The 19,085-nt window shown below is 59.9% G+C and carries 16 protein-coding genes, 1 tRNA gene and 1 pseudogene; 14 read left to right on the top strand and 4 right to left on the bottom strand.

Going from position 1 to position 19,085, the window contains the following annotated elements; translation table 11 throughout:
* Nucleotides 1-186: 186 nt before the first annotated feature.
* Entirely contained in the window at nucleotides 187-1,809 is a 1,623-nt protein-coding gene (locus EDC35_RS15925) for a sensor domain-containing diguanylate cyclase (RefSeq protein WP_165903457.1), read from the bottom strand.
* A gap of 745 nt (nucleotides 1,810-2,554) precedes the next feature.
* On the opposite strand from EDC35_RS15925, the gene EDC35_RS15920 reads away from it, so the two are divergent.
* Together EDC35_RS15920 and EDC35_RS15915 are read left to right on the top strand one after the other, a co-directional pair.
* A complete protein-coding gene (locus EDC35_RS15920; protein WP_132978240.1) occupies nucleotides 2,555-3,502 on the top strand; it encodes a hypothetical protein in 948 nt (315 codons plus the stop codon).
* 5 nt (nucleotides 3,503-3,507) lie between these two features.
* Nucleotides 3,508-4,089, top strand: a complete 582-nt coding sequence (locus EDC35_RS15915; RefSeq protein WP_243651728.1) for a YqiA/YcfP family alpha/beta fold hydrolase — start codon at nucleotides 3,508-3,510, stop codon at nucleotides 4,087-4,089.
* Nucleotides 4,090-4,174: 85 nt separating this feature from the next.
* On the opposite strand, the gene EDC35_RS15910 is transcribed toward EDC35_RS15915, so the two are convergent.
* Nucleotides 4,175-5,371, bottom strand: coding sequence for a TraB/GumN family protein (locus EDC35_RS15910; RefSeq protein ID WP_132978310.1), 1,197 nt, complete (start codon nucleotides 5,369-5,371; stop codon nucleotides 4,175-4,177).
* Between the two features lie 86 nt (nucleotides 5,372-5,457).
* Here EDC35_RS15910 and EDC35_RS19155 point away from each other — a divergent pair.
* A pseudogene (locus tag EDC35_RS19155) lies at nucleotides 5,458-5,610 on the top strand (transposase family protein); the annotation flags it as partial.
* A 192-nt stretch (nucleotides 5,611-5,802) separates the two neighbouring features.
* Nucleotides 5,803-5,892 (top strand) — tRNA-Ser (locus EDC35_RS15900).
* Between the two features lie 46 nt (nucleotides 5,893-5,938).
* Here EDC35_RS15900 and EDC35_RS15895 read toward each other — a convergent pair.
* Entirely contained in the window at nucleotides 5,939-6,220 is a 282-nt protein-coding gene (locus EDC35_RS15895) for an alpha/beta hydrolase fold domain-containing protein (RefSeq protein WP_132978239.1), read from the bottom strand.
* Nucleotides 6,221-6,303: 83 nt separating this feature from the next.
* Nucleotides 6,304-7,581 (bottom strand): glycerophosphodiester phosphodiesterase family protein, encoded by a 1,278-nt coding sequence (locus EDC35_RS15890; RefSeq protein WP_165903456.1) that lies wholly within the window; start codon nucleotides 7,579-7,581, stop codon nucleotides 6,304-6,306.
* 74 nt (nucleotides 7,582-7,655) lie between these two features.
* Here EDC35_RS15890 and EDC35_RS15885 point away from each other — a divergent pair, with 74 nt between their 5' ends.
* The 10 genes from EDC35_RS15885 (at nucleotide 7,656) to EDC35_RS15840 (ending at nucleotide 18,904) form a co-directional block, all read left to right on the top strand.
* Nucleotides 7,656-7,907 carry a hypothetical protein gene (locus EDC35_RS15885; RefSeq protein WP_132978238.1) on the top strand — a complete coding sequence of 84 codons (252 nt, stop codon included), beginning with the start codon at nucleotides 7,656-7,658 and terminating at the stop codon, nucleotides 7,905-7,907.
* 133 nt (nucleotides 7,908-8,040) lie between these two features.
* On the top strand, nucleotides 8,041-11,085 hold the full coding sequence (gyrA, locus tag EDC35_RS15880; protein ID WP_132978237.1) for a DNA gyrase subunit A: 3,045 nt from the start codon (nucleotides 8,041-8,043) through the stop codon (nucleotides 11,083-11,085).
* Between the two features lie 112 nt (nucleotides 11,086-11,197).
* The gene (gene serC / locus EDC35_RS15875; RefSeq protein WP_132978236.1) at nucleotides 11,198-12,280 is read left to right on the top strand and encodes a 3-phosphoserine/phosphohydroxythreonine transaminase; all 1,083 of its coding nucleotides are present in this window, start codon (nucleotides 11,198-11,200) and stop codon (nucleotides 12,278-12,280) included.
* A 205-nt stretch (nucleotides 12,281-12,485) separates the two neighbouring features.
* On the top strand, nucleotides 12,486-13,538 hold the full coding sequence (locus EDC35_RS15870; RefSeq protein WP_132978235.1) for a HEPN domain-containing protein: 1,053 nt from the start codon (nucleotides 12,486-12,488) through the stop codon (nucleotides 13,536-13,538).
* Entirely contained in the window at nucleotides 13,531-13,905 is a 375-nt protein-coding gene (locus EDC35_RS15865) for a hypothetical protein (protein ID WP_243651727.1), read from the top strand. Before EDC35_RS15870 ends, EDC35_RS15865 begins: the two co-directional genes overlap by 8 nt.
* Nucleotides 13,906-13,963: 58 nt before the next feature.
* On the top strand, nucleotides 13,964-14,176 hold the full coding sequence (locus tag EDC35_RS15860; RefSeq protein WP_132978234.1) for a type II toxin-antitoxin system HicB family antitoxin: 213 nt from the start codon (nucleotides 13,964-13,966) through the stop codon (nucleotides 14,174-14,176).
* A 179-nt stretch (nucleotides 14,177-14,355) separates the two neighbouring features.
* Nucleotides 14,356-15,522: a phosphoglycerate dehydrogenase gene (locus EDC35_RS15855; RefSeq protein ID WP_132978233.1), complete on the top strand. Its 1,167-nt coding sequence runs from the start codon at nucleotides 14,356-14,358 to the stop codon at nucleotides 15,520-15,522.
* A 143-nt stretch (nucleotides 15,523-15,665) separates the two neighbouring features.
* Nucleotides 15,666-16,760, top strand: a complete 1,095-nt coding sequence (gene pheA / locus EDC35_RS15850) for a prephenate dehydratase (protein ID WP_132978232.1) — start codon at nucleotides 15,666-15,668, stop codon at nucleotides 16,758-16,760.
* Nucleotides 16,761-16,928: 168 nt separating this feature from the next.
* Nucleotides 16,929-18,041, top strand: a complete 1,113-nt coding sequence (gene hisC, locus EDC35_RS15845) for a histidinol-phosphate transaminase (RefSeq protein ID WP_132978231.1) — start codon at nucleotides 16,929-16,931, stop codon at nucleotides 18,039-18,041.
* The gene (locus EDC35_RS15840; protein WP_132978230.1) at nucleotides 18,038-18,904 is read left to right on the top strand and encodes a prephenate dehydrogenase; all 867 of its coding nucleotides are present in this window, start codon (nucleotides 18,038-18,040) and stop codon (nucleotides 18,902-18,904) included. Before hisC ends, EDC35_RS15840 begins: the two co-directional genes overlap by 4 nt.
* The last annotated feature ends 181 nt before the right edge of the window (nucleotides 18,905-19,085 follow it).

Here is a 19,085-nt window from a genome sequence, read left to right as displayed (position 1 = left end):
AGCGGTTCGGTGCGGCGGAAGTCGCACGCCAGGCGGCAGAACGGTCGCCGCTGTGACAGGGCTGTGATCAATTCAGGCGCTCGGTGGAACAGGGTGTGAGTCCAGGCCGCAGGTTGACGCGGGGCGGTCGCATCATGCGGCGCCTCTATCGACCAGACGTCGCAGGGCGTGGATCTTAGCTGTACGTCATGCGCCGGGCAAGCGGCCCGGTTGTTTTGGCAGGGCGATCCCGACCCGGTTGCGCCCTGCCGACTTGGCCTGATAGAGCGCCGCATCCGCCCGCTGCAATGCCGCATCGGGGCCACGATCAGCACCGTCGAGAAGGGTCATGCCGACGCTGACGGTGATCGGGATCGCGTCCTCTTCTGTTTTCAGCACGGTGTCCGCGACAGCCTGACGCAGTCGCTCGGCGGCGTCCAAAGCCCCCTGCCCGTTCACGCCCGGCAACAGAACGGCGAATTCCTCGCCACCGATGCGCCCGATCAGATCGATCTTGCGCAAGGCGCCGCGTGCGACAGCGGTAAAGTGCTGGAGCACCCGGTCGCCCGTCGCATGTCCATAGGTGTCGTTGACGCGCTTGAAGAAGTCCAGATCGACCATTAGCAAGGCGCAGGGCTCATGCAGACGACTGAGGCGCATGAGTTGCTGAGTCAGTTGCTCCAGGAAATAGCGACGGTTGAACAGCCCGGTCAGCGCGTCCGTGGTCGCCAGTTGGATCAGGTCGGCGGTCTGTGCGTCGAGCTGGCGCTGCCATTCGCGGCGCAACAGAAACAGCACTCCCAAAAGCAGGGACTGCGCGACCAGATAGCCCGCCAGGGAAAATCCGTTGATCTGCTGACGCAAGTGTTTCAGCTTTCGCCACGGTTCGCTGACATTGTGCCAGATAATGATCGAGCCGACCGGCGGACGTGCGGCGTCCAGTTGCCCCAGATAATCGCGCAGCGGAAAACGGATGACCTGGAATAGCTGGCCCTGCCAGTCCAGCCTTGTCACACGATAGGTGCCGGCGTAGTCCGGCATCCTGGAATGGGCGAGCCAGTCGGCAAGTTCGGGACGGGAGGCCGCCAGCAGATAATCACCACGGAGTCCGCCCGTGACCTGAGGCGGATGATAGGTTTCGAGCATGGTCTCAACGACCGCTTCCTGATTGAGCAGAACGCCGTAACCGACACCTGTCTGCCCGCTCAGACGCTCGACATGTCCCGCAAAGCTGACGCCAACCTCAAGACTGCCGATCAGCACCCCTGATTCTGAGCCGGGTGCCCAGACAGGAACCACGCCCCGTACCCCAGCATAAGATGGGCCAATCTCGAAACCGCTGCGCCGCTGTCCATCGCGCTGCACATCCGGGATCAGTTGACGAGAACGCCGCAGTGCATCGCCGAAGGCTTCGGGCGCACGCATGCGCAGAAAGGATGTCGTTTCCGGGGCCAGATGCACATGAATCTGCTGCAAACCGATTTCCTGATGCAGGGTCTCCCATTGCGGCGCTATCCTGCGCCGGAGCGTCTCGCGCACCTGCGCCGCCCGCTCGCCGCCGCGCCCGCCGCCCTCAGCCTGCACAGCGGCGGCGGCCTCGGCCAGCAGTCGCCTGACATCCTGATCCGATGCCAGCAGGTCCGCGATGGAGACCATTTCATGTTGCAGCTCGATCTGCAGGACATCGAACGCGGTCTTGAGTCGCAGCGCCTGCTGGTCGAGATCCGCCGCCAGCCGTCGTTCCTCCAGATCGCCTGCCAGATGGGCGATGACCATGCAGGCGCCACCCAGCAGCAGACTGGCGAACAGGATGACCGCGCGATAGGACATGGCGCACCTCGCCGTAACCGCCATGGATCCAAAACCCTGTTCCACACACCAATGCCAAAGTCAACGACGCAGAGTGAATGGAGCGGATCCTCACTGGCAGACTAGTTCGCTTTGTTGCGCCCGGCAGGGTCAGGAATGAGATCTGTGTCACAGATCTGCATTGTTATCGATATTCGCGGGACAGAAGTGGCCGGAAAGCAGCCCCCGCACGTATCCCAATGCACATCCGGGATGATGAGGGGGCAGGGAACGGCGGCGAGAGTCTAGCGATCAGACCTGTTGGTCGAGGAACGGACAAAAGACATGAGACGATCCTGAAGATCTTTGACCGGTTGGGGCTGCGCCCAATTCCAGCCGATCAGGATACCGATCACCACTCCAATCACTAATGCAAGCATACTGGTTTCTCCTCAGCCGGATGCGTTGAAGACAGATCCGCGAAACAACCACTTAAGACAAGGGTTGCGTTGCGGATTATCTCAAAAACGACCTCTGAATTCACATTTTTTCAAAGGGAATTGTCATTCGTCACAGATGTTCATCGCCGGTCAGAATCAGGGGCACCTGACAGCATGGCCGGCATTGCGCTATAACAGCCACTTTCCTCATCGCCGTTCTGGCGCACGACCCAGGGGCCAGTCCGATAGACCAGGCACATCAGGATCCGTTCCAGACTGGCAAAGCGGGCGTCAGACAGCACCCGACCCCAGACCCATCAGTTCACCACCGGATAGCGATACAACCCATGTCTTCGCCCCCAGAAAACGGCGCCAAATGCAAGTTCGATGACGAGACGCGCATCTTTTACGATGGCTATTGGATCAAGTATTACGACGCACCGGAGGAGACGCTGGAGATGCGGCGGCGCCTGATCCAGGCGCTGACGCATCGTCTGTTCAACCATGTCGAGCATGGGATCAACATTCCGGGCTCGCGCCTGAAAGAGGCCCGCGCCGCCTATGAGGCCGAGACCGACATCGAACGCAAGCGTGTCAACGGCGCCATGCTGGCCGGCGCGCTCTTCAATCGCGCAGCGGACATTTTCCATAGCCTGGTCGATCTTCAGGGTGCCGGCGTCGAAATCGCTTCCAACCACCCGCTCATGCGCGAATGCGGGCAGTACCTGCTGGAGGCGCTGGAACTCGGCAAGATGGTGCGTCATCGCGGTGGCGACGAGGGTATCGACGAACTCTGGGGCGAGCCCTTCAAGGCGTTTTCAATCCCCATCGAGTCCTTTTACGAAGGCCGTTATCTGAAGATCGCCATGACCATGCGCGATATCGACCGGCTCGCCGCCGTGCTGAAGGACACCTTTGCCGACAGCCGGCAGATCGTCGATATCGCGACACGCATCGATGAACTGGCTGAGGCGGCCCGGCGCAAATGTGAAATTCTCCGCACCGATCCGGTGGTATTCGATGTCTGGCCCGCCTATGTCGTGACCAGCGAACGGCTGCGCAACATTGAACCGCTGCTGCCGACTGTCCCGAGCGCACTCGACATCCAGGAAGCCGTGGAAGGCAGTCGCCTGCTGCGGGACGGAACCGATCTGATCAGCAATATCGTGCGCGCCCGTGTGCCCATGCCCAAGAGCACCAGCGGGTTCATCGCACGCTGCCATCAATTTCGCCATACCTTTTTCGCCTCGCAGACTGTCGCAGCCAGTCAGCAGCCGGAAGCCACCCCGGCGTAGCCATCATGTCAGCCATGCAACCGCGACTCGTCTATCTCCACGGCCTCAACAGCTCCAGTCAATCCGCCAAGGCCAATCTGCTGCGGGAGCGTCTGAGCGATTTCCAGGTGCTGACCCTCGACTATCCGGCCCATCGTCCGGATGAGGCGATTGTGCGTCTGTCGCGCTTTTTCCTGGAGTTGGGCGAGGTTTGTCCGACCGTGATCGGGAGCTCGATGGGCGGCTTCTATGGACAGTATCTGGCCAGACACTTTCGGTTTTCGCATCTCTATCTGGTCAATCCAGCAATCACGCCCTGGACATTCCTGACCGAACATCTTGGCGAAACCATGACCACGGCCGACGGCGAGCCGTATCTCATCACTCAGACCCTGTGCGACAGCGCCCGCCGCTATGGCATCGCCGCCCCCTGCGACGGTGTACCGACCACGGTTTTTCTGGATCGGGGCGATGAAGTTCTCGACTACCGCATCGCCGAGCGGGCCTATGCGGACTGCGGTCGGATCTTGATCTGGGATGGCGGCAACCATGCCTTTACACACATGGAAACTGCTGTTGAGATCATCCGCGAGCACCTGGAGTCTTGATCTTAAATCGCGGCAGCTTCGACAGTCGTCGAGGCTGCCAGGGTTTGTTCAAGCCCAAAACATCGTCTGTCGCGCGGGGCGCGATTTAACCCGCAAAGAGCCGCTTGACGATCTGAAAGCTGGCCAGATAGGTACCGATCGCCGCCCCCAGCGAACTCAGGAGGAAGACCAGAAAAATTCGCGACACCCGATTGCGCCACCAGCCGCGCCAGGAGGCGACATCCGCGCGCAGACGGCTGAAATCGCCGACGCTGGGCTTGCGTAGATAAAGCTCGACCGCGCCGGTGATCATGCCCGCGCCGATGGCCGGATTCAGGGTTGTCATGGGTGCCGCGAGAAAGGCCGAAACGACCGTCAGCGGATGTCCGGCGGCCAGTATCGTGCCAAACGCCGACAGACCGCCGGTGATGAAGACCCAGGTGAGAACCAGATCCCAGCCGAGATCGGGGCTCATGGCAAAACCATAGGCAAACCCCGACAGGATCAGCAGCAGAATCGACCAGGCCAGGATCGTCGGCCAGCGGCTCGGCGGTGGGAGACGCTCCAGCTCTGCGAGCGTGGCGACCGGATCCTGCCGGTTCTGCTCCAGGATGTCGGCGATCCCCTTCATGTGCCCGACCCCAACCACTGCCAGCACACGCCTGGCGCCGACACGCTCCGCCTCCCGCTGCAACTTGGCGGCCATATAGCGATCACGCTCATCAATCAGCGGGCGATAGAGATCCTGACGGTCGGCAGCAAACTCGGCAAAGGTGGTCTCCAGCACATCGCCATCCTTTAACCGCTCCACGTCCTCCTCGGTCACTTCGTCGGAGGTCAGCATGGCCGTCAGCAGACCGGTAAAAAGGGTATAGCGTTTCCACCAGCCAAGATTGGCGGCGATGCGCTTGAGGGTGATGCCGATCTCGCGATCAATCAGCAGGATTGGCAGGTCGCGTTCCCTGGCCAGACGCAGCGCCATGCGTTGTTCGGCCCCTGGCTCGATACCGAATTGATCCGCGAGCCGTTGCTGATAGGCCGACAGAGCCAGATTGGCGACCACCATATAGACCCGGTTCTGCCGGATCACTGAGAAGAGATCCATCTGAGACAGCGACTTGGGATCCATCAATGAATTGAAGCGGCTCCGGCACAATTCGACCGCCACCGCATCATAGTCGCCGCTCTGGATCAGCCTGCGCACCTGCTCGGCGCTGGCGCGCGACACATGGGCCGTGCCAAGCAGGGTCAGCGTGACCCCCTCAAGAAGGATCTCGCGCTGCGGTTCGGGTGACTCGACCATGATGATGTTGCCGTTGGAAGTGGAAAACACAAAGGGCGTAATCATACCTCAGACGATGAACGTACCCCGCTCATCGATACCAGGCCGTGTTAGCGGGAGCCGATACCTTCGTCGAGATGGAGGCCTGGTTCCGCAAGAAGCTGGAATGGTTTCGGCGCGATCTCAAGCCCGAGCATGGCATTTCGTCTCATGACACGTTCGGGCGGCCGTTCGAACTGATCGATCCGGACGAGTTCGCACCTGCATTCCAGCCCTCGATCAGCAGCGTTCTGCCTGCCGTGGAGCCACAGGAGGTGGCTGCTATCGACGGCAAGGCCAGCCGACGCACGGGCAAAGTCGGTTCATGCGATTGCCCTGGATGGGCATGGACATGCAGCGGACTCAAGTTTAGAATGCGCACCCTGCTTGAGTTACTCAGCAGAGTTTGTCCTGGAGAGGTGCCGGAGTGGCCGAACGGGCCTGACTCGAAATCAGGTGTACGCGCGAGCGTACCGTGGGTTCGAATCCCACCCTCTCCGCCAATACCCTAAAATCCCTCGTTTTCATTTCAATCAATTAGTTAGAGCGTCAGCCAAGACCGTTCCCCCATACGGCCTGCCCACACGCTTTAACTGTCCAAGGCGCTGTAAGGCGCCCGCCTTGAGATCCGAGGTCTGCGGCTATCGACTTCTTGTTCTCGCCTTGAGCAATGCGAGGTTGGGAGGCGCGCACCAGCGCGGGGTAGCGAATGTGCTTGATCTGGATCCGGTGCTCGCGCAGCCGCTGTACATAGGCGATGGCTTTGTCCCGCAGCGGGCGACGCCCGGCGGTGGCGACCAGGGTCGGGGGATAGCCGGACGTGAGTGGCATGAAGAGCCGGGAGACCTCGCATGAAGTCTCTGCGTGCTGGAAGATGAGCGGCGCGCTTAACGCCGCCCATTTCAGGATGCCTTCTACTTCAGTCCCATGCAATTCGCGTAGTAGGTCACAGTTGCCGGCCAATCGGAGAAGATGCCAAGGATCTTGACCTGCTGGGCCAGGACATCAAGCGCCTTGTACATGTCGCTGTCCTTCTTGATGGCTTTGCCTTCCGGATCGAAGAGGTAGTACCAGCCACCCTTGGAGGCGCCCTGACGCAGATCGGAGCGTTCGAAGGTCCAGGCGATGATGGCAAGCCCGGCCTTCTTGATGTCTTTGGCGTACTGCGAGGGTACTACCTGGCCTGCTTCATTCACGTCCAGCAGTGCCCACATCGGGGGAGCAACGATACGCACACCGTCCTTCTTCAGCGCCTTGAGTTCGTCCAGAGTCAGGCGCGGGATGGCCGGATTAGTGGTGGGGTCGATGCTGTCCAGATAGACCGCCTGCTGGCCATAGGCAGGTGCATTCTGAATCCAGTAGAGCACGTCATCCTTGTTGAAGGATTGCAGCCAGACATCCTTCGGGTTCACCTTTGCCTCTTTCAGCTCGTCGATGAGTTTCTGGGCATACTCCTCCTGGCTGCCAAAGATGTCGTCTACCCGATCCTGATGGGTTGCGCCTTTAAGCTCTGGAGTGTGCTTGACACCGTTCTTCCGGTTGAGTGCAACACTCTCCTTGAAGGTAAGGATCTTTGCGCGACCAGTGTAAAGATCGGTACGCCAACTGGCGGTACCGCCCAGGAACTCCTCTGCCGTCTTGGCTGCCGGATTGCTTGCGTCCATCTTGGGCTGGAGGGTCTTGAGTTCGTCCAGGGTCAGGTCGCTGGTGCAGCATTGCACGGCCGGACTCTGGCCCGGACCCGTCCAGGGCACAGTGCATTTGGCATTGAGCGGGGTGGCGACGATGTTGGTTGTGGTCGCCAGATCGCACTCACTGTGCCGACAGACCAGCTCGCCATCGGCGGTGAAGGTCACGTCGCACTCCACGATCCCCGCGCCCATCTGCGCCCCGGCCGTGTATCCGATATCGGTATGCTCCGGTATCTGCAGGGCCGCGCCCCGGTGGGCGATGGAGAAATCGGTTCGCTGGAAGGGGCCATCCTTGCAGGCCATGAGGCGGCTCTTGAGATGCCCGGCATCCATCCCCTGCACCAGATAATAGGGTCGTGGACCAAGCTGTATCGTCTTGATGCTGGCAGCGGAAGCTGCATCCAGCGTTGCGCTTGACTCGTCGTCAGTCGCGGCGTTCGCCACTGCCATTCCAATGGCGGCAAATAATGCAAAGGCTATGCTGAGCGTCTTGTTCGTCATCGAATGATCCCTGTCTATTTAGTGAGTTGGAGCGGGTCGCTGTGTCGCCCGGCTCGAAACTCTAGGCGCTACGCATGAATATTGAGTGGCAGTTTGGTTGCCGGGTGGTGAACCCATACCATGAGCACCCAAGCATTCTGATTCGCTCTCGCGCTGTTTCAACGATGCTCCCGATATCTTTCCCTCAAGCTGCTGGAGCGCAGGCCGTGCGCCAGCCGGAAGGATTCGCGGCAAATACGCCCTCCCTGAAGCCGGGCATCGCTGTATTTATCCATCCTGCGAACCGGGGCACGGCCCAATTTGCCGGTCTCGGTTTGCTCTTCTGAGTGGCAGCTTTCCGCACCGGAGCGCCTTGAAACGGCGCGGTCTGGCCTTTGGCGTGGTAGAATTGGCGCCCTTCAAGCCTAGCGCCGCACCAATTTGGGGCGGCGCCGTTCGTTCACAGTCGGTTCATCGCTCATGCCAGATTTCGCCAGAGAAGTCCTGCCCATCAATCTCGAAGACGAGATGCGTCAGTCCTATCTCGATTACGCCATGAGCGTGATCGTGGGGCGGGCGCTCCCGGATGTCCGCGACGGACTCAAGCCGGTGCACCGCCGGGTGCTCTTCTCCATGCATGAGCAGGGCAACGTCTGGAACCGCGCCTATCGCAAATCCGCGCGCGTGGTCGGCGATGTCATGGGTAAGTATCACCCGCACGGCGACTCGGCCATCTACGACACCATGGTGCGCATGGCCCAGCGTTTCTCGCTGCGCTATCTGCTGGTGGATGGGCAGGGGAATTTCGGTTGCTTCACCGGCGATACCGCCATCAAGCTCGCCGACGGCACCGAGAAGACCTTCGCCGAGCTGGCGAAGCTACCGCCCAATGAAATTTTCTATGTCTATGCCGTAGACAAGGCCGGCAAGATCGTCATTGCCGAAGGCCGTCACGCGCGCATGACCCGCCCCAATGCCGAGTTGCTGGAACTCACCCTGGACACGGGCGATGTCGTCCGCTGTACCCCCGACCATCGCTTCATGCTGCGCGACGGCACCTATAAGGAAGCGCAGGATCTGACGCCGGATAATCATCTCCGGTCAGAGCAAGACAATATTAACTGCGTTGTCAGTCAACGTCTGCTCACGGAGCGTGAGGACACCTACGACATTACGGTCGATCATCACCATAATTTCCTGCTGGCATGCGGCGTTTTTGTTCACAATTCGGTCGATGGCGACCCGCCCGCAGCCATGCGTTACACCGAAGTACGCATGATGCGCATCGCCGATTCGCTGTTGGACGATCTGGACAAGGATACCGTCGATTTCACGCCCAACTACGACAACACCGAGCATGAGCCGGCGGTGCTGCCGGCGCGCTTTCCGAACCTGCTGGTCAACGGCTCGTCCGGCATCGCGGTGGGTATGGCGACCAATATCCCGCCGCACAATCTGCGCGAGGTCATCGACGCCTGTCTGGCGCTCATCGACAACCCGCTGACCAGTATCGAGGACATCATGGAGATCGTGCCGGGGCCGGATTTCCCGACCGCCGGTCTCATCAACGGCATTCGTGGCATCCGCGAGGCTTACCGCACCGGACGCGGACGGGTGGTGATGCGCGCGCGCACCCACACCGAGGTCCAGAAACGCAGCGGACGCGAGGCCATCGTCGTCACCGAGATCCCTTATCAGGTCAACAAGGCGCGGCTGCTGGAACGCATCGCCGAGCTGGTCAAGGAAAAGAAGATCGACGGCATCGCCCAGGACGGTCTGCGCGACGAATCCGACAAGGACGGCATGCGGATCGTCATCGAACTCAAGCGCGATGCCCATGCCGAGGTGCTGCTGAACAATCTGTTCCAGCACACGCAGATGCAGCAGGTGTTCGGCATCAACATGGTCGCCCTGGTGGATGGCCGTCCGCTGACGCTCAATCTCAAACAAATCCTGGAATATTTCATCCGTCACCGCCGCGATGTGGTGACGCGCCGGACCCTGTTCGAGCTACGCAAGGCCCGTGACCGGTCGCATATCCTGGAAGGCTACGCGATTGCGCTGGCGAATATCGATGAGGTGATCGCCACCATCAAGGCGTCCGCCAGCCCCGCCGATGCGCGCGAGCGGTTGATGACCCGCACCTGGCCGCCCGGCGCCGTGACCGGCATGCTGGCGCGCGCCGGTGCCGAGACCACGCGCCCGGAAGAACTCGAACGCGAGTTCGGTCTGAGCGAGGCGGGTTATCGCCTGAGCGAGCGTCAGGCCAAGGCCATCCTGGATCTGCAGCTACAGCGGCTCACCGGGCTGGAGCAGGACAAGATCCTCAAGGAATTCGAGGAGATCCTGGAAAAGATCGCCGCACTGCTGACCATCCTCTCCGATCCTGACCGGCTGATGGCGGTCATCCGCGAGGAACTGGTCGCCATTCGCGAGCAGTTCGGCGACGACCGGCGCACCGAAATCCAGGTCGATCATACCGACCTGACCCTGGAAGACCTCATCACGCCTGAAGAAGTGGTGGTGACGCTCTCGCATCAGGGCTACGTCAAGGCCCAGCCGATCAGCGATTATCAGGCGCAGAAGCGCGGCGGCAAGGGCAAGAGCGCGACCTCTTTCCGCGAAGAGGATTTCATCGACCGCATCTTCGTCGCCAACTCGCTGGATACGGTGCTCTGTTTCTCCAGTCGCGGGCGGGTCTACTGGCTCAAGGTCTACGAATTGCCGCAGGCCGGACGCAGCGCCCGTGGGCGACCCATGGTCAATCTGCTGCCACTGGAAGCGGGCGAGCGCATCAACGCCATGCTGCCGGTGCGCGAATATGAAGACGGTTATTGCGTCTTCATGGCGACCAGCGCCGGCACGGTGAAAAAGACCCCGCTCAAGGACTTCTCACGACCGCTGTCGCGCGGCATCATCGCCATCGATCTGCGCGAGGACGAGGTGCTGGTCGGGGTCGCCATCACCGACGGCAGACAGGATCTGATGCTCTTCACCTCTGCCGGCAAGGCGGTGCGTTTCTCCGAGGATCATGTGCGGGTCATGGGCCGCACCGCCCACGGCGTGCGCGGTGTGCGTCTGCAGGACGGTCAGCGGGTCATCTCGCTGGTGGTGCCTGAGCCCGGAACCGTGCTCAGCGTGACCGAGAATGGCTATGGCAAGCGCAGTCGGGTCGAGGACTTCCCGACCAAGGGACGCGGCACCCAGGGCGTCATCGGCATCAGCACCTCCGAGCGCAACGGCGCCCAGGTTGGCGCGGTGCTGGTGCGTCCGGGCGACGAGATCATGCTCATCACCGAAGGCGGCACACTGATCCGCACCTCGGTGGACCAGATCCCGGTGGTCGGTCGCACCGCCCAGGGCGTCAAGCTCATCAACCTGAGCGAAGGCGAACGGCTGGTCTATGTCGAGCGCATCGTGGCCCTGGAAGGCGACAAGGAAAATGGCGAGGAGACTGGCAACGGCGATTCATCTGCGGATGAGGGCGGCGCGCCCGATACCGACGACACGGATGAGTCAGCGTAAACATTTTTGAACCGCGAAGGCGCAAAGGACACGCAAATCGAAAGACTTCGTGACCTTTGCGCCTTCGCGGTTCCAATCTCTGAATTCAACAATCTGTATGGGGAATGTGAGAATGGCTCGCGTCTATAACTTCAGCGCCGGTCCGGCGATGCTGCCTGAGCCGGTCCTGGCCCAGGCCCGTGATGAAATGCTCGACTGGCAGGGCAGCGGCATGTGCGTGGCCGAAATGAGCCATCGCGGCAAGGAATTCATGTCCATCGCCGCGCAGGCCGAGGCGGATCTGCGCGAGCTGTTGCAGATTCCGGCCAACTACAAGGTGCTGTTCCTCCAGGGCGGCGCCTCCAGCCAGTTCGCCATGATCCCCATGAATCTGCTGCGCGAAGGCGGCAGCGCCGACTACATCAACACCGGATCCTGGTCGAAAAAGGCGATTGCCGAAGCGCGCCGTTATGGCACGGTCAATGTCGTCGCCTCCACCGAGGCCGACAAGTTCACCCGCGCGCCCGCGCAGGACGAACTCAAGCTCACCGCTGGCGCGGCCTATGTCCATTACACGCCGAACGAGACCATCGAAGGGGTCGAATTCCCCTATGTGCCCGAGACCAACGGCGTGCCGCTGGTTGCCGATATGTCATCCACCCTGCTCTCGCGCCCCATCGATGTGTCCAGATTCGGGCTCATCTATGCTGGCGCGCAGAAGAACATCGGCCCGGCTGGACTGACCATCGTCATCGTGCGCGAGGATCTGATCGGCCAGACCCTGCCCGGCACCCCGACCATGTTCGATTACAAGATCCACGCCGACAACGAGTCCATGTACAACACCCCGCCGACCTATGCCTGGTATCAGGCCGGGCTGGTGTTCAAGTGGCTGAAGGACATGGGCGGACTGGAAGCGATGGCGGCGGTCAACGCACGCAAGGCGAAAAAGCTCTACGACACCATTGATGCCTCGTCGTTCTACCAGAACCCGGTCGATCCGCCAGCGCGTTCCTGGATGAACGTCCCCTTCACCCTGGCGAACGCCGAGCTGGACGACACCTTCATCAAGGAAGCCAAGGCGCAGGGTCTGACCACACTCAAGGGACATCGCTCGGTTGGCGGCATGCGCGCCAGCATCTATAACGCCATGCCAGAGGCGGGCGTGGATGCGCTGGTGGCCTTTATGCAGGATTTCGAGCGTCGGCAGGGCTGATGTAGCGGATATCCGATGCGGTGAGCTTGTGGCGAGCCGCATCGGTTGATGATTCACCTGTGTGTCGTTATGCGGAAGGCTTCAGATGCTGGATTAATATTGACGGCATCTGATGCTGTGGTTTTGAGTTGGCTTTTTGACTGAACTGCTTTCGATCTAGCTAAGTGGATTAGGAAATTAATCTGGAGCACGTTAGCTCTTAGTAGTGGAAACAAAAGTCACATTTGCCGATTTTTTTGCACTTGCGCCAGGGTTGATCGCCCTGGATAGGGAGCTTGATGCTAAAGGTTGCCCTATTGCATATCGCAAGTATTTAGCCGCAGATTGGCTCATAGGGCGAAACTGGCGTAATGAAGCTATTGGCCGTGCAGAAGCTCTAATCACTGAGAAATGTTTTGATGTTCGAACGGTGTGCAGTGTTTGGTACAACAACGTATATGGACATGTTGTCTACCAGCCGCCTGCTTCTCGTTTTGTTGCGCTCTCCACTCCGGTTCCCGTCGTGATTACATGGAGTCCGTTAGATAAAGAGGTGACACTTCCGGATGTAACGCTGATCCAGTACGAGTTGGAGGAATCGCTAAACGAAATCTTGAATCCAGATGGTGTTTTTCTCGATGGGCTTCGCAAGTTCCAACAACTCCCGGTAGCCAAGTGGATATGGTTGGCGATGGCTGATTATGACGTATCGGTATCATCGTTCGAGCTTCCACGTCCGGCATACCATTTGTCCCTTTGGCATTCATTCCAGACGCTTGAAAAAATCCTTAAGGCGGTTCTTATCAGGTTCGGAGACACTCCTGAATTTTTAAGGAAGTATAACCATGATGTAAGGAAGCTCACTTCTGCTCTGAAGAAATATGGAGTCATCCTTACAGATACGGGCTCTCGTTTGGCGCAGGAGATAGAACGATTAACAGGGGGGCCGGGGGTCAGATATCTCGATGATTTAGACAATCAACGGAGCAGGCTCGAACTAGCAGAGCGGTCGCTTTTGGCGCATCACTCGCTGCTAAAATTTTTCGCCTCAGAGGGTGAATACATCGGTTCCGTCTTATCCGCTGAGGGAGCCGATTCTGTCTTTGGTGTAAATTCTCGCGAATCAGATCAGCACTTGAGAAGCAGGGTCCATTTGGAGCACAAATCAAGATGCAGCCACTACGCTTACATGGTGCCGCCATACACAGAGTCGAGGCAAGATATTATTCATCCTTTGCCGGGTATAGGACCATTGGGGCGAGCGAGGCAGGATGGATAGATCGCAGCGAAACCCATCATTCCCATTTGCTTTAGTGGCTACCTCGCTAAGTATGAGCTTTTATCAAGAACCATCTTACTACGAAAAAACGATACTGTCTGAATTACAGGGCGCTTGGAAACTTCTGAGAGATGCGGTAGTAACCGAACACGAAACAAAGGACTGTTCGCAACTGCTATTTCACATTGACGAAGCAATGAGCTGGGAGAGCGTGCGAAATATAGAGCACATGAAGAACACGCTTGTTCTCATTCAAAGCATTGCGCAACAAGTCAATATTTCTGACGAAACCACAGAGTTGATGGAAGATGTCAGAGATATTTTATATGAAACTTTAGAAGAAATTAAAAATGGGAGTGTCTTGTAAGCGAAATTAAATAGCTTGAGGTGGCCGATAAAATACAGAGTCGCTCTCCGAAAAACATATGCGCTATGCAATCTTCATCGAAAAGGCAGCAGGCAGTTTTTCCGCCTATGTTCCTGACCTTCCCGGCTGCATTGCGACAGGGAATTCGGTTGAGGATGTCGCGAAGGAAATCAAGAAGGCTATTGATTTCCACCTGGGGGGGATGCGAGAAGATGGAATCACACCTCCTGTTCCGCAAAGTTATGTCGACTATGTGGAAATAGCTGCTTAGCGAAGACGTGCAGAATGAGAACGGCCATGCGATAACCTCTCCGCTTGGTGTAAACAACTGCGCAAAATAAAGGGCCATAGGATGCGGTTCGTGCCTCATTGCATCCTAAATAGACTGTTGATCCGAGGCGCTCCGAAATTCATCACAAGATTCACCACATAGGGTTCGAGTCGATACACATGTTCAAGATCCAAACGCTGAATAACATCTCCGTGGCCGGACTGGAGCGCCTGCCGCGCGACCGCTACGAAATCGCCTCCGAGATCGCCCACCCGGACGCCATTCTGGTGCGCTCGGCCAAGATGCATGACCTGGTCATCCCCGAGACGGTCCAGGCCATCGGTCGCGCGGGTGCGGGCACCAACAATGTGCCGGTCGCCGCCATGACCAAACGCGGTGTGGCGGTGTTCAATGCGCCGGGCGCCAATGCCAATGCGGTGAAGGAACTGGTGATCGCGGGCATGCTCATGAGCGCCCGCAACATCGCGCAGGCGTGGAACTTCGCGCGCGGTCTGTCAGGCGACGATGCCGCCATCAATCAGGCGGTGGAGTCCGGCAAGAAGCATTTCGCCGGCTTCGAGCTGCCGGGACGCACCCTGGGCGTCATCGGACTCGGCGCCATCGGGGTCAAGGTGGCGAATACCGCACGCGCCCTGGGGATGCGGGTCATCGGTTACGATCCGACCATCACCGTGCAGCGCGCCTGGCAGCTCGAAAGCGACGTGCAGCAGGCGATCAGTATCGACGACCTGCTGTCGCGCTCGGATTTCGTCACCTTCCATGTGCCGCTCAACGACGAGACGCGCAACATGATCAACGCCGAGCGCATCCGCACCCTGCCGAAAGGCGCGGTGCTGCTGAACTTCGCGCGTGAGGGCATCATCGACGATGTCGCCGTGGTCGCCGCGCTGGATCAGGGACATCTCTACGCCTATTGCTGCGATTTCCCGAGCAATCTGCTGAAAGATCATCCGCGCGTCGTGACCCTGCCGCATCTGGGCGCATCGACCCGCGAGGCTGAGGACAACTGCGCCATCATGGTGGCCGATCAGATCCGCGACTATCTGGAAGACGGCAATGTGGCCAACTCGGTCAACTTCCCGGACATCTGCCTGCCGCGCAACGGCGGGGTGCGTCTGGCCATCGTCAACAGCAATGTGCCGAACATGCTGGGCCAGATCTCCACCGATCTCGCCCATGCCGGGCTGAACATCATCGACATGCTCAACCGCTCGCGCGGCGATGTGGCCGTGACCCTACTCGATATTGACCGGCCCTGCCCGGATGACACCCTGGCGCAGCTTCAGGCCATTGAGGGCGTGCTCTCGGTGCGCTGCCTGGGTTAGATCGCGCTTTTGGGAATGGACAGGATTAACAGGATGAATCAGGATTAACAAGATTAAAAACAATGACGTAAAAATCCTGTTCATCCTGGAAAATCCTGTTAATCCTGTCTCAATCTTAAAATATGCGCCCGGAGACTACCGCCATGACCGCCAGCAGTGATGAGGAACTCGACGCGGTTCGACGCCGGATCGATGCCATCGATCAGGATCTGCTACGGCTGATCAGCGAGCGCGCCCGTTGCGCCCAGCAGGTTGCCCACATCAAGACCGGAATCGAGGGGGGCGGGGTCCAGTTCTATCGCCCGGAACGCGAGATCGCGGTGCTGCGCCGGATCAAGGACGCCAATCCGGGACCGCTCGACGGCGAAGAGGTCGCGCGACTCTTCCGCGAGATCATGTCCGCCTGTCTGGCCCTGGAACGTCCGCTCAACGCGGCCTTTCTGGGTCCGGAAGGCACCTTCACCCAGGCGGCGGCGATCAAGCATTTCGGCCACTCGGTGGTCACGCGGGCGATGGCGACCATCGACGAGATCTTTCGCGAGGTCGAGGCCGGCGCCTGCGATTTCGGCGTGGTGCCGGTGGAGAATTCGACCGAGGGGGTGGTCAGTCACACGCTCGATCTCTTCATGAGCTCGCCGCTGCGCATCACCGGCGAGGTCAGCCTGCGCATCCATCATCATCTGATGAGCCCGGAAAGCGATCTGAGTACGATCCGCACCGTCTATTCGCATCAGCAGTCACTGGCGCAGTGCCGGGGCTGGCTCGACCGCTATCTGCCCCATGCCGAGCGGGTGGCGGTGGGCAGCAATGCCGATGCCGCGCGCACCGCGATGAACGAGCCGGGCGCGGCGGCGGTCGCCGGTCTCCAGGCCGCCGAGATCTATGGTCTGAAGGTGCTGGCCGAGCGGATCGAGGACGATCCGGGCAACACCACGCGCTTTCTGGTCATCGGCAAGCAGGATTCGCCGCCGAGCGGTCAGGACAAGACCAGTCTGCTGCTCTCCTGCCGCAATCAGGCCGGCGGTCTGCATGCGCTGCTGATGCCGCTGGCCGCGCATGGGGTCAGCATGACCCGGATCGAATCGCGTCCGTCACGTCGCGGCATCTGGGACTATGTCTTCTTCATCGACATCATCGGTCATCGTCAGGATCTGCCGGTCGCCGCCGCGCTGGAGCATTTGCAGAAGGAATCGCTGCTGTTCAAGGTGCTGGGCTCTTATCCGCTGGCGGTGTTGTAGGCGATTTCCGGGAAAGTTCGTACCCGCCCGAAACGCCGTCAATGGACAGGATTAACAGGATGATTCAAGATTAAAATGATTAAAAACAATGATTTAAAAATCCTGTCCATCCTGGAAAATCCTGTTAATCCTGTCTAAATTTAATCCTGTCTGTAAGGTAATGGCTCAATGATCCAAGCTGAAAACCCCTTTCTCTCCATCGCCACGCCCTGGATTGCCGGACTCACCCCCTATGTCCCCGGCAAGCCGATCTCGGAGCTGGAGCGTGAACTCGGCATCCGCGATTCGGTAAAACTGGCCTCCAACGAAAACCCGCTCGGCCCCGGCCCTAAAGCACGGGCGGCCATCGCGGCCCTGCTGGGCGAGATCGGGCGTTATCCCGATGGCGCGGGCTTCGAGCTGCGCCGGGCGCTGGCCGATCATCACGGTGTCTCGCCGACCGCCATCACCCTTGGCAATGGCTCGAATGATGTGCTGGATCTGATTGCCCGCACTTTTTTACAGCCCGGTGTCGAATCGGTCTTTTCCGAGTATGCCTTTGCCGTTTATCCCATCTCGACCCAGGCCGTCGGCGCGACGGCGCGGGTTGCCCCGGCGCGCGACTATGGGCACGATCTCGACGCCATGTCGGCCCTGATCAACGATCAGACCCGCGTGGTCTGGATCGCCAATCCCAACAACCCGACCGGCACCTGGCTCGCGGCGAGCGCACTCAGGTCATTCATCGGCTCGTTGCCCAAGACCTGCGTGGTCGTGGTCGATGAGGCCTATACCGACTATGTCTCCGAGCCGGATTTCCCGGACACGACCAACTGGATCGAGACCTTCCCGAATCTGATCGTCACCCGCACCTTCGCCAAGGCTTACGGACTGGCCGCACTGCGGGTCGGCTATGGCATCAGCGATCCGCGCGTCGCCGATCTGCTGAACCGGGTGCGTCAGCCTTTCAATGTCAATGCGCTGGCGCAGGCCGCTGCCGCTGCCGCCATCGGCGATCGCGAGCATGTACGCGCCTCGGTGGAACTGAACCGCGCAGGCATGCGCCAGTTGACCGACGCCTTCGCGCGCCTGGGGATCGATTACATCCCCTCGGTGGGCAACTTCGTCACCATCGATCTCAAACGCCCGGCCGGTCCAATCAATGACGCGCTGCTGCGACGCGGCGTCATCGTGCGTCCGCTCGCCAACTATGGTCTGCCGAATCATCTGCGCATCAGCACCGGTCTGGAGCAGGAAAACGCGCGTTTCATCGCCGCGCTGGAAGACGTGCTCGCGGCATGATCAAACGTCTCGCCATCATCGGGGTTGGACTCATCGGCGGTTCGCTGGCGCGTGCCCTGCGTGCGGCGGGCGCGGTCGGTGAGGTCGTCGGCTGCGGTCGTGCGCTGCCGAATCTGGAGAAGGCGCTTGAACTGGGCGTGGTCGATACCTTTACCCAGGATCCGGCGGAGGCCGTCGCGGGCGCTGACATGATCTTCGTCGCCGTGCCGCTGGGCGCCATGCGCGGCGTCTTCGAGACCATCCGCGATCACCTGCACCCGCAGGCCATCGTAACCGATGGGGGCAGTGTCAAGGGCAGCGTGGTCATGGACGCCATCGGGGCTTTCGGCACTCTGCCGCCACGACTGGTGCCGGGCCATCCCATCGCCGGCACTGAGCACAGCGGGGTCGAGGCATCCTTTGCCGAGCTGTATCACCATCGTCGGGTGATCCTCACGCCCCTGCCCGAGACCGACCCGGAGGCGCTGGCGCGCGTCACCGCCATGTGGGAAACCGCTGGCGCCGACGTCACCTGCATGTCGGTCGCCCATCATGACGAAGTGCTCGCCGCGACCAGCCATCTGCCGCACATGCTGGCCTTCGGACTGGTCGATACCCTGGCGCGGATGCGCGAGAACGACGAGATCTTCCGCTATGCCGCTGGCGGTTTCCGCGACTTCACCCGCATCGCCTCCAGTAATCCGGTCATGTGGCGCGACATCTGCGTTGCCAACCGTGAGGCACTGAGCGCCATGCTCGCCCGCTTCGGGGTGGAGATGACCGACCTGGCCGAGAGCATCCGCCATGCCGACGGCGAGCGTCTGCTGGAGATCTTCGCCCGCGCCAAGGCGGCGCGCGACCGCTATCTCGATAGCGCGCGCTAAATCGCGCGCGCTATTGGGTGAAGCGAATCGTCTTTTAGCAGGGTGAGACTTCGGCGAGAAATTTTTTGACAGGGTTAAACCGCGCCCGGTGCGGTATGTGATATTTGAGGATTGAGTCGATCTTGGCAGAATCGACGACCGTTCGAGCGGGCGCGGTTTAAGATATTAAAAAATATAAAAT

It is taken from the genome of Thiobaca trueperi (genome assembly GCF_004342175.1).
GTDB lineage: Bacteria > Pseudomonadota > Gammaproteobacteria > Chromatiales > Chromatiaceae > Thiobaca > Thiobaca trueperi.
This window is presented reverse-complemented; position numbering and strand designations above follow the sequence as displayed.

Bases quoted from the DNA above. Each gene is read 5' to 3' on its own strand.
- EDC35_RS15890 (WP_165903456.1), bottom strand. From the start codon at position 7,581: ATGACGAACAAGACGCTCAGCATAGCCTTTGCATTATTTGCCGCCATT.
- EDC35_RS15865 (WP_243651727.1), top strand. From the start codon at position 13,531: ATGGATAGATCGCAGCGAAACCCATCATTCCCATTTGCTTTAGTGGCT.
- EDC35_RS15885 (WP_132978238.1), top strand. From the start codon at position 7,656: ATGAATATTGAGTGGCAGTTTGGTTGCCGGGTGGTGAACCCATACCAT.
- EDC35_RS15925 (WP_165903457.1), bottom strand. From the start codon at position 1,809: ATGTCCTATCGCGCGGTCATCCTGTTCGCCAGTCTGCTGCTGGGTGGC.
- EDC35_RS15855 (WP_132978233.1), top strand. From the start codon at position 14,356: ATGTTCAAGATCCAAACGCTGAATAACATCTCCGTGGCCGGACTGGAG.
- EDC35_RS15840 (WP_132978230.1), top strand. From the start codon at position 18,038: ATGATCAAACGTCTCGCCATCATCGGGGTTGGACTCATCGGCGGTTCG.
- EDC35_RS15860 (WP_132978234.1), top strand. From the start codon at position 13,964: ATGCGCTATGCAATCTTCATCGAAAAGGCAGCAGGCAGTTTTTCCGCC.
- EDC35_RS15910 (WP_132978310.1), bottom strand. From the start codon at position 5,371: ATGGTCGAGTCACCCGAACCGCAGCGCGAGATCCTTCTTGAGGGGGTC.
- hisC (WP_132978231.1), top strand. From the start codon at position 16,929: ATGATCCAAGCTGAAAACCCCTTTCTCTCCATCGCCACGCCCTGGATT.
- EDC35_RS15915 (WP_243651728.1), top strand. From the start codon at position 3,508: ATGTCAGCCATGCAACCGCGACTCGTCTATCTCCACGGCCTCAACAGC.
- EDC35_RS15920 (WP_132978240.1), top strand. From the start codon at position 2,555: ATGTCTTCGCCCCCAGAAAACGGCGCCAAATGCAAGTTCGATGACGAG.
- pheA (WP_132978232.1), top strand. From the start codon at position 15,666: ATGACCGCCAGCAGTGATGAGGAACTCGACGCGGTTCGACGCCGGATC.
- gyrA (WP_132978237.1), top strand. From the start codon at position 8,041: ATGCCAGATTTCGCCAGAGAAGTCCTGCCCATCAATCTCGAAGACGAG.
- serC (WP_132978236.1), top strand. From the start codon at position 11,198: ATGGCTCGCGTCTATAACTTCAGCGCCGGTCCGGCGATGCTGCCTGAG.
- EDC35_RS15895 (WP_132978239.1), bottom strand. From the start codon at position 6,220: ATGCCACTCACGTCCGGCTATCCCCCGACCCTGGTCGCCACCGCCGGG.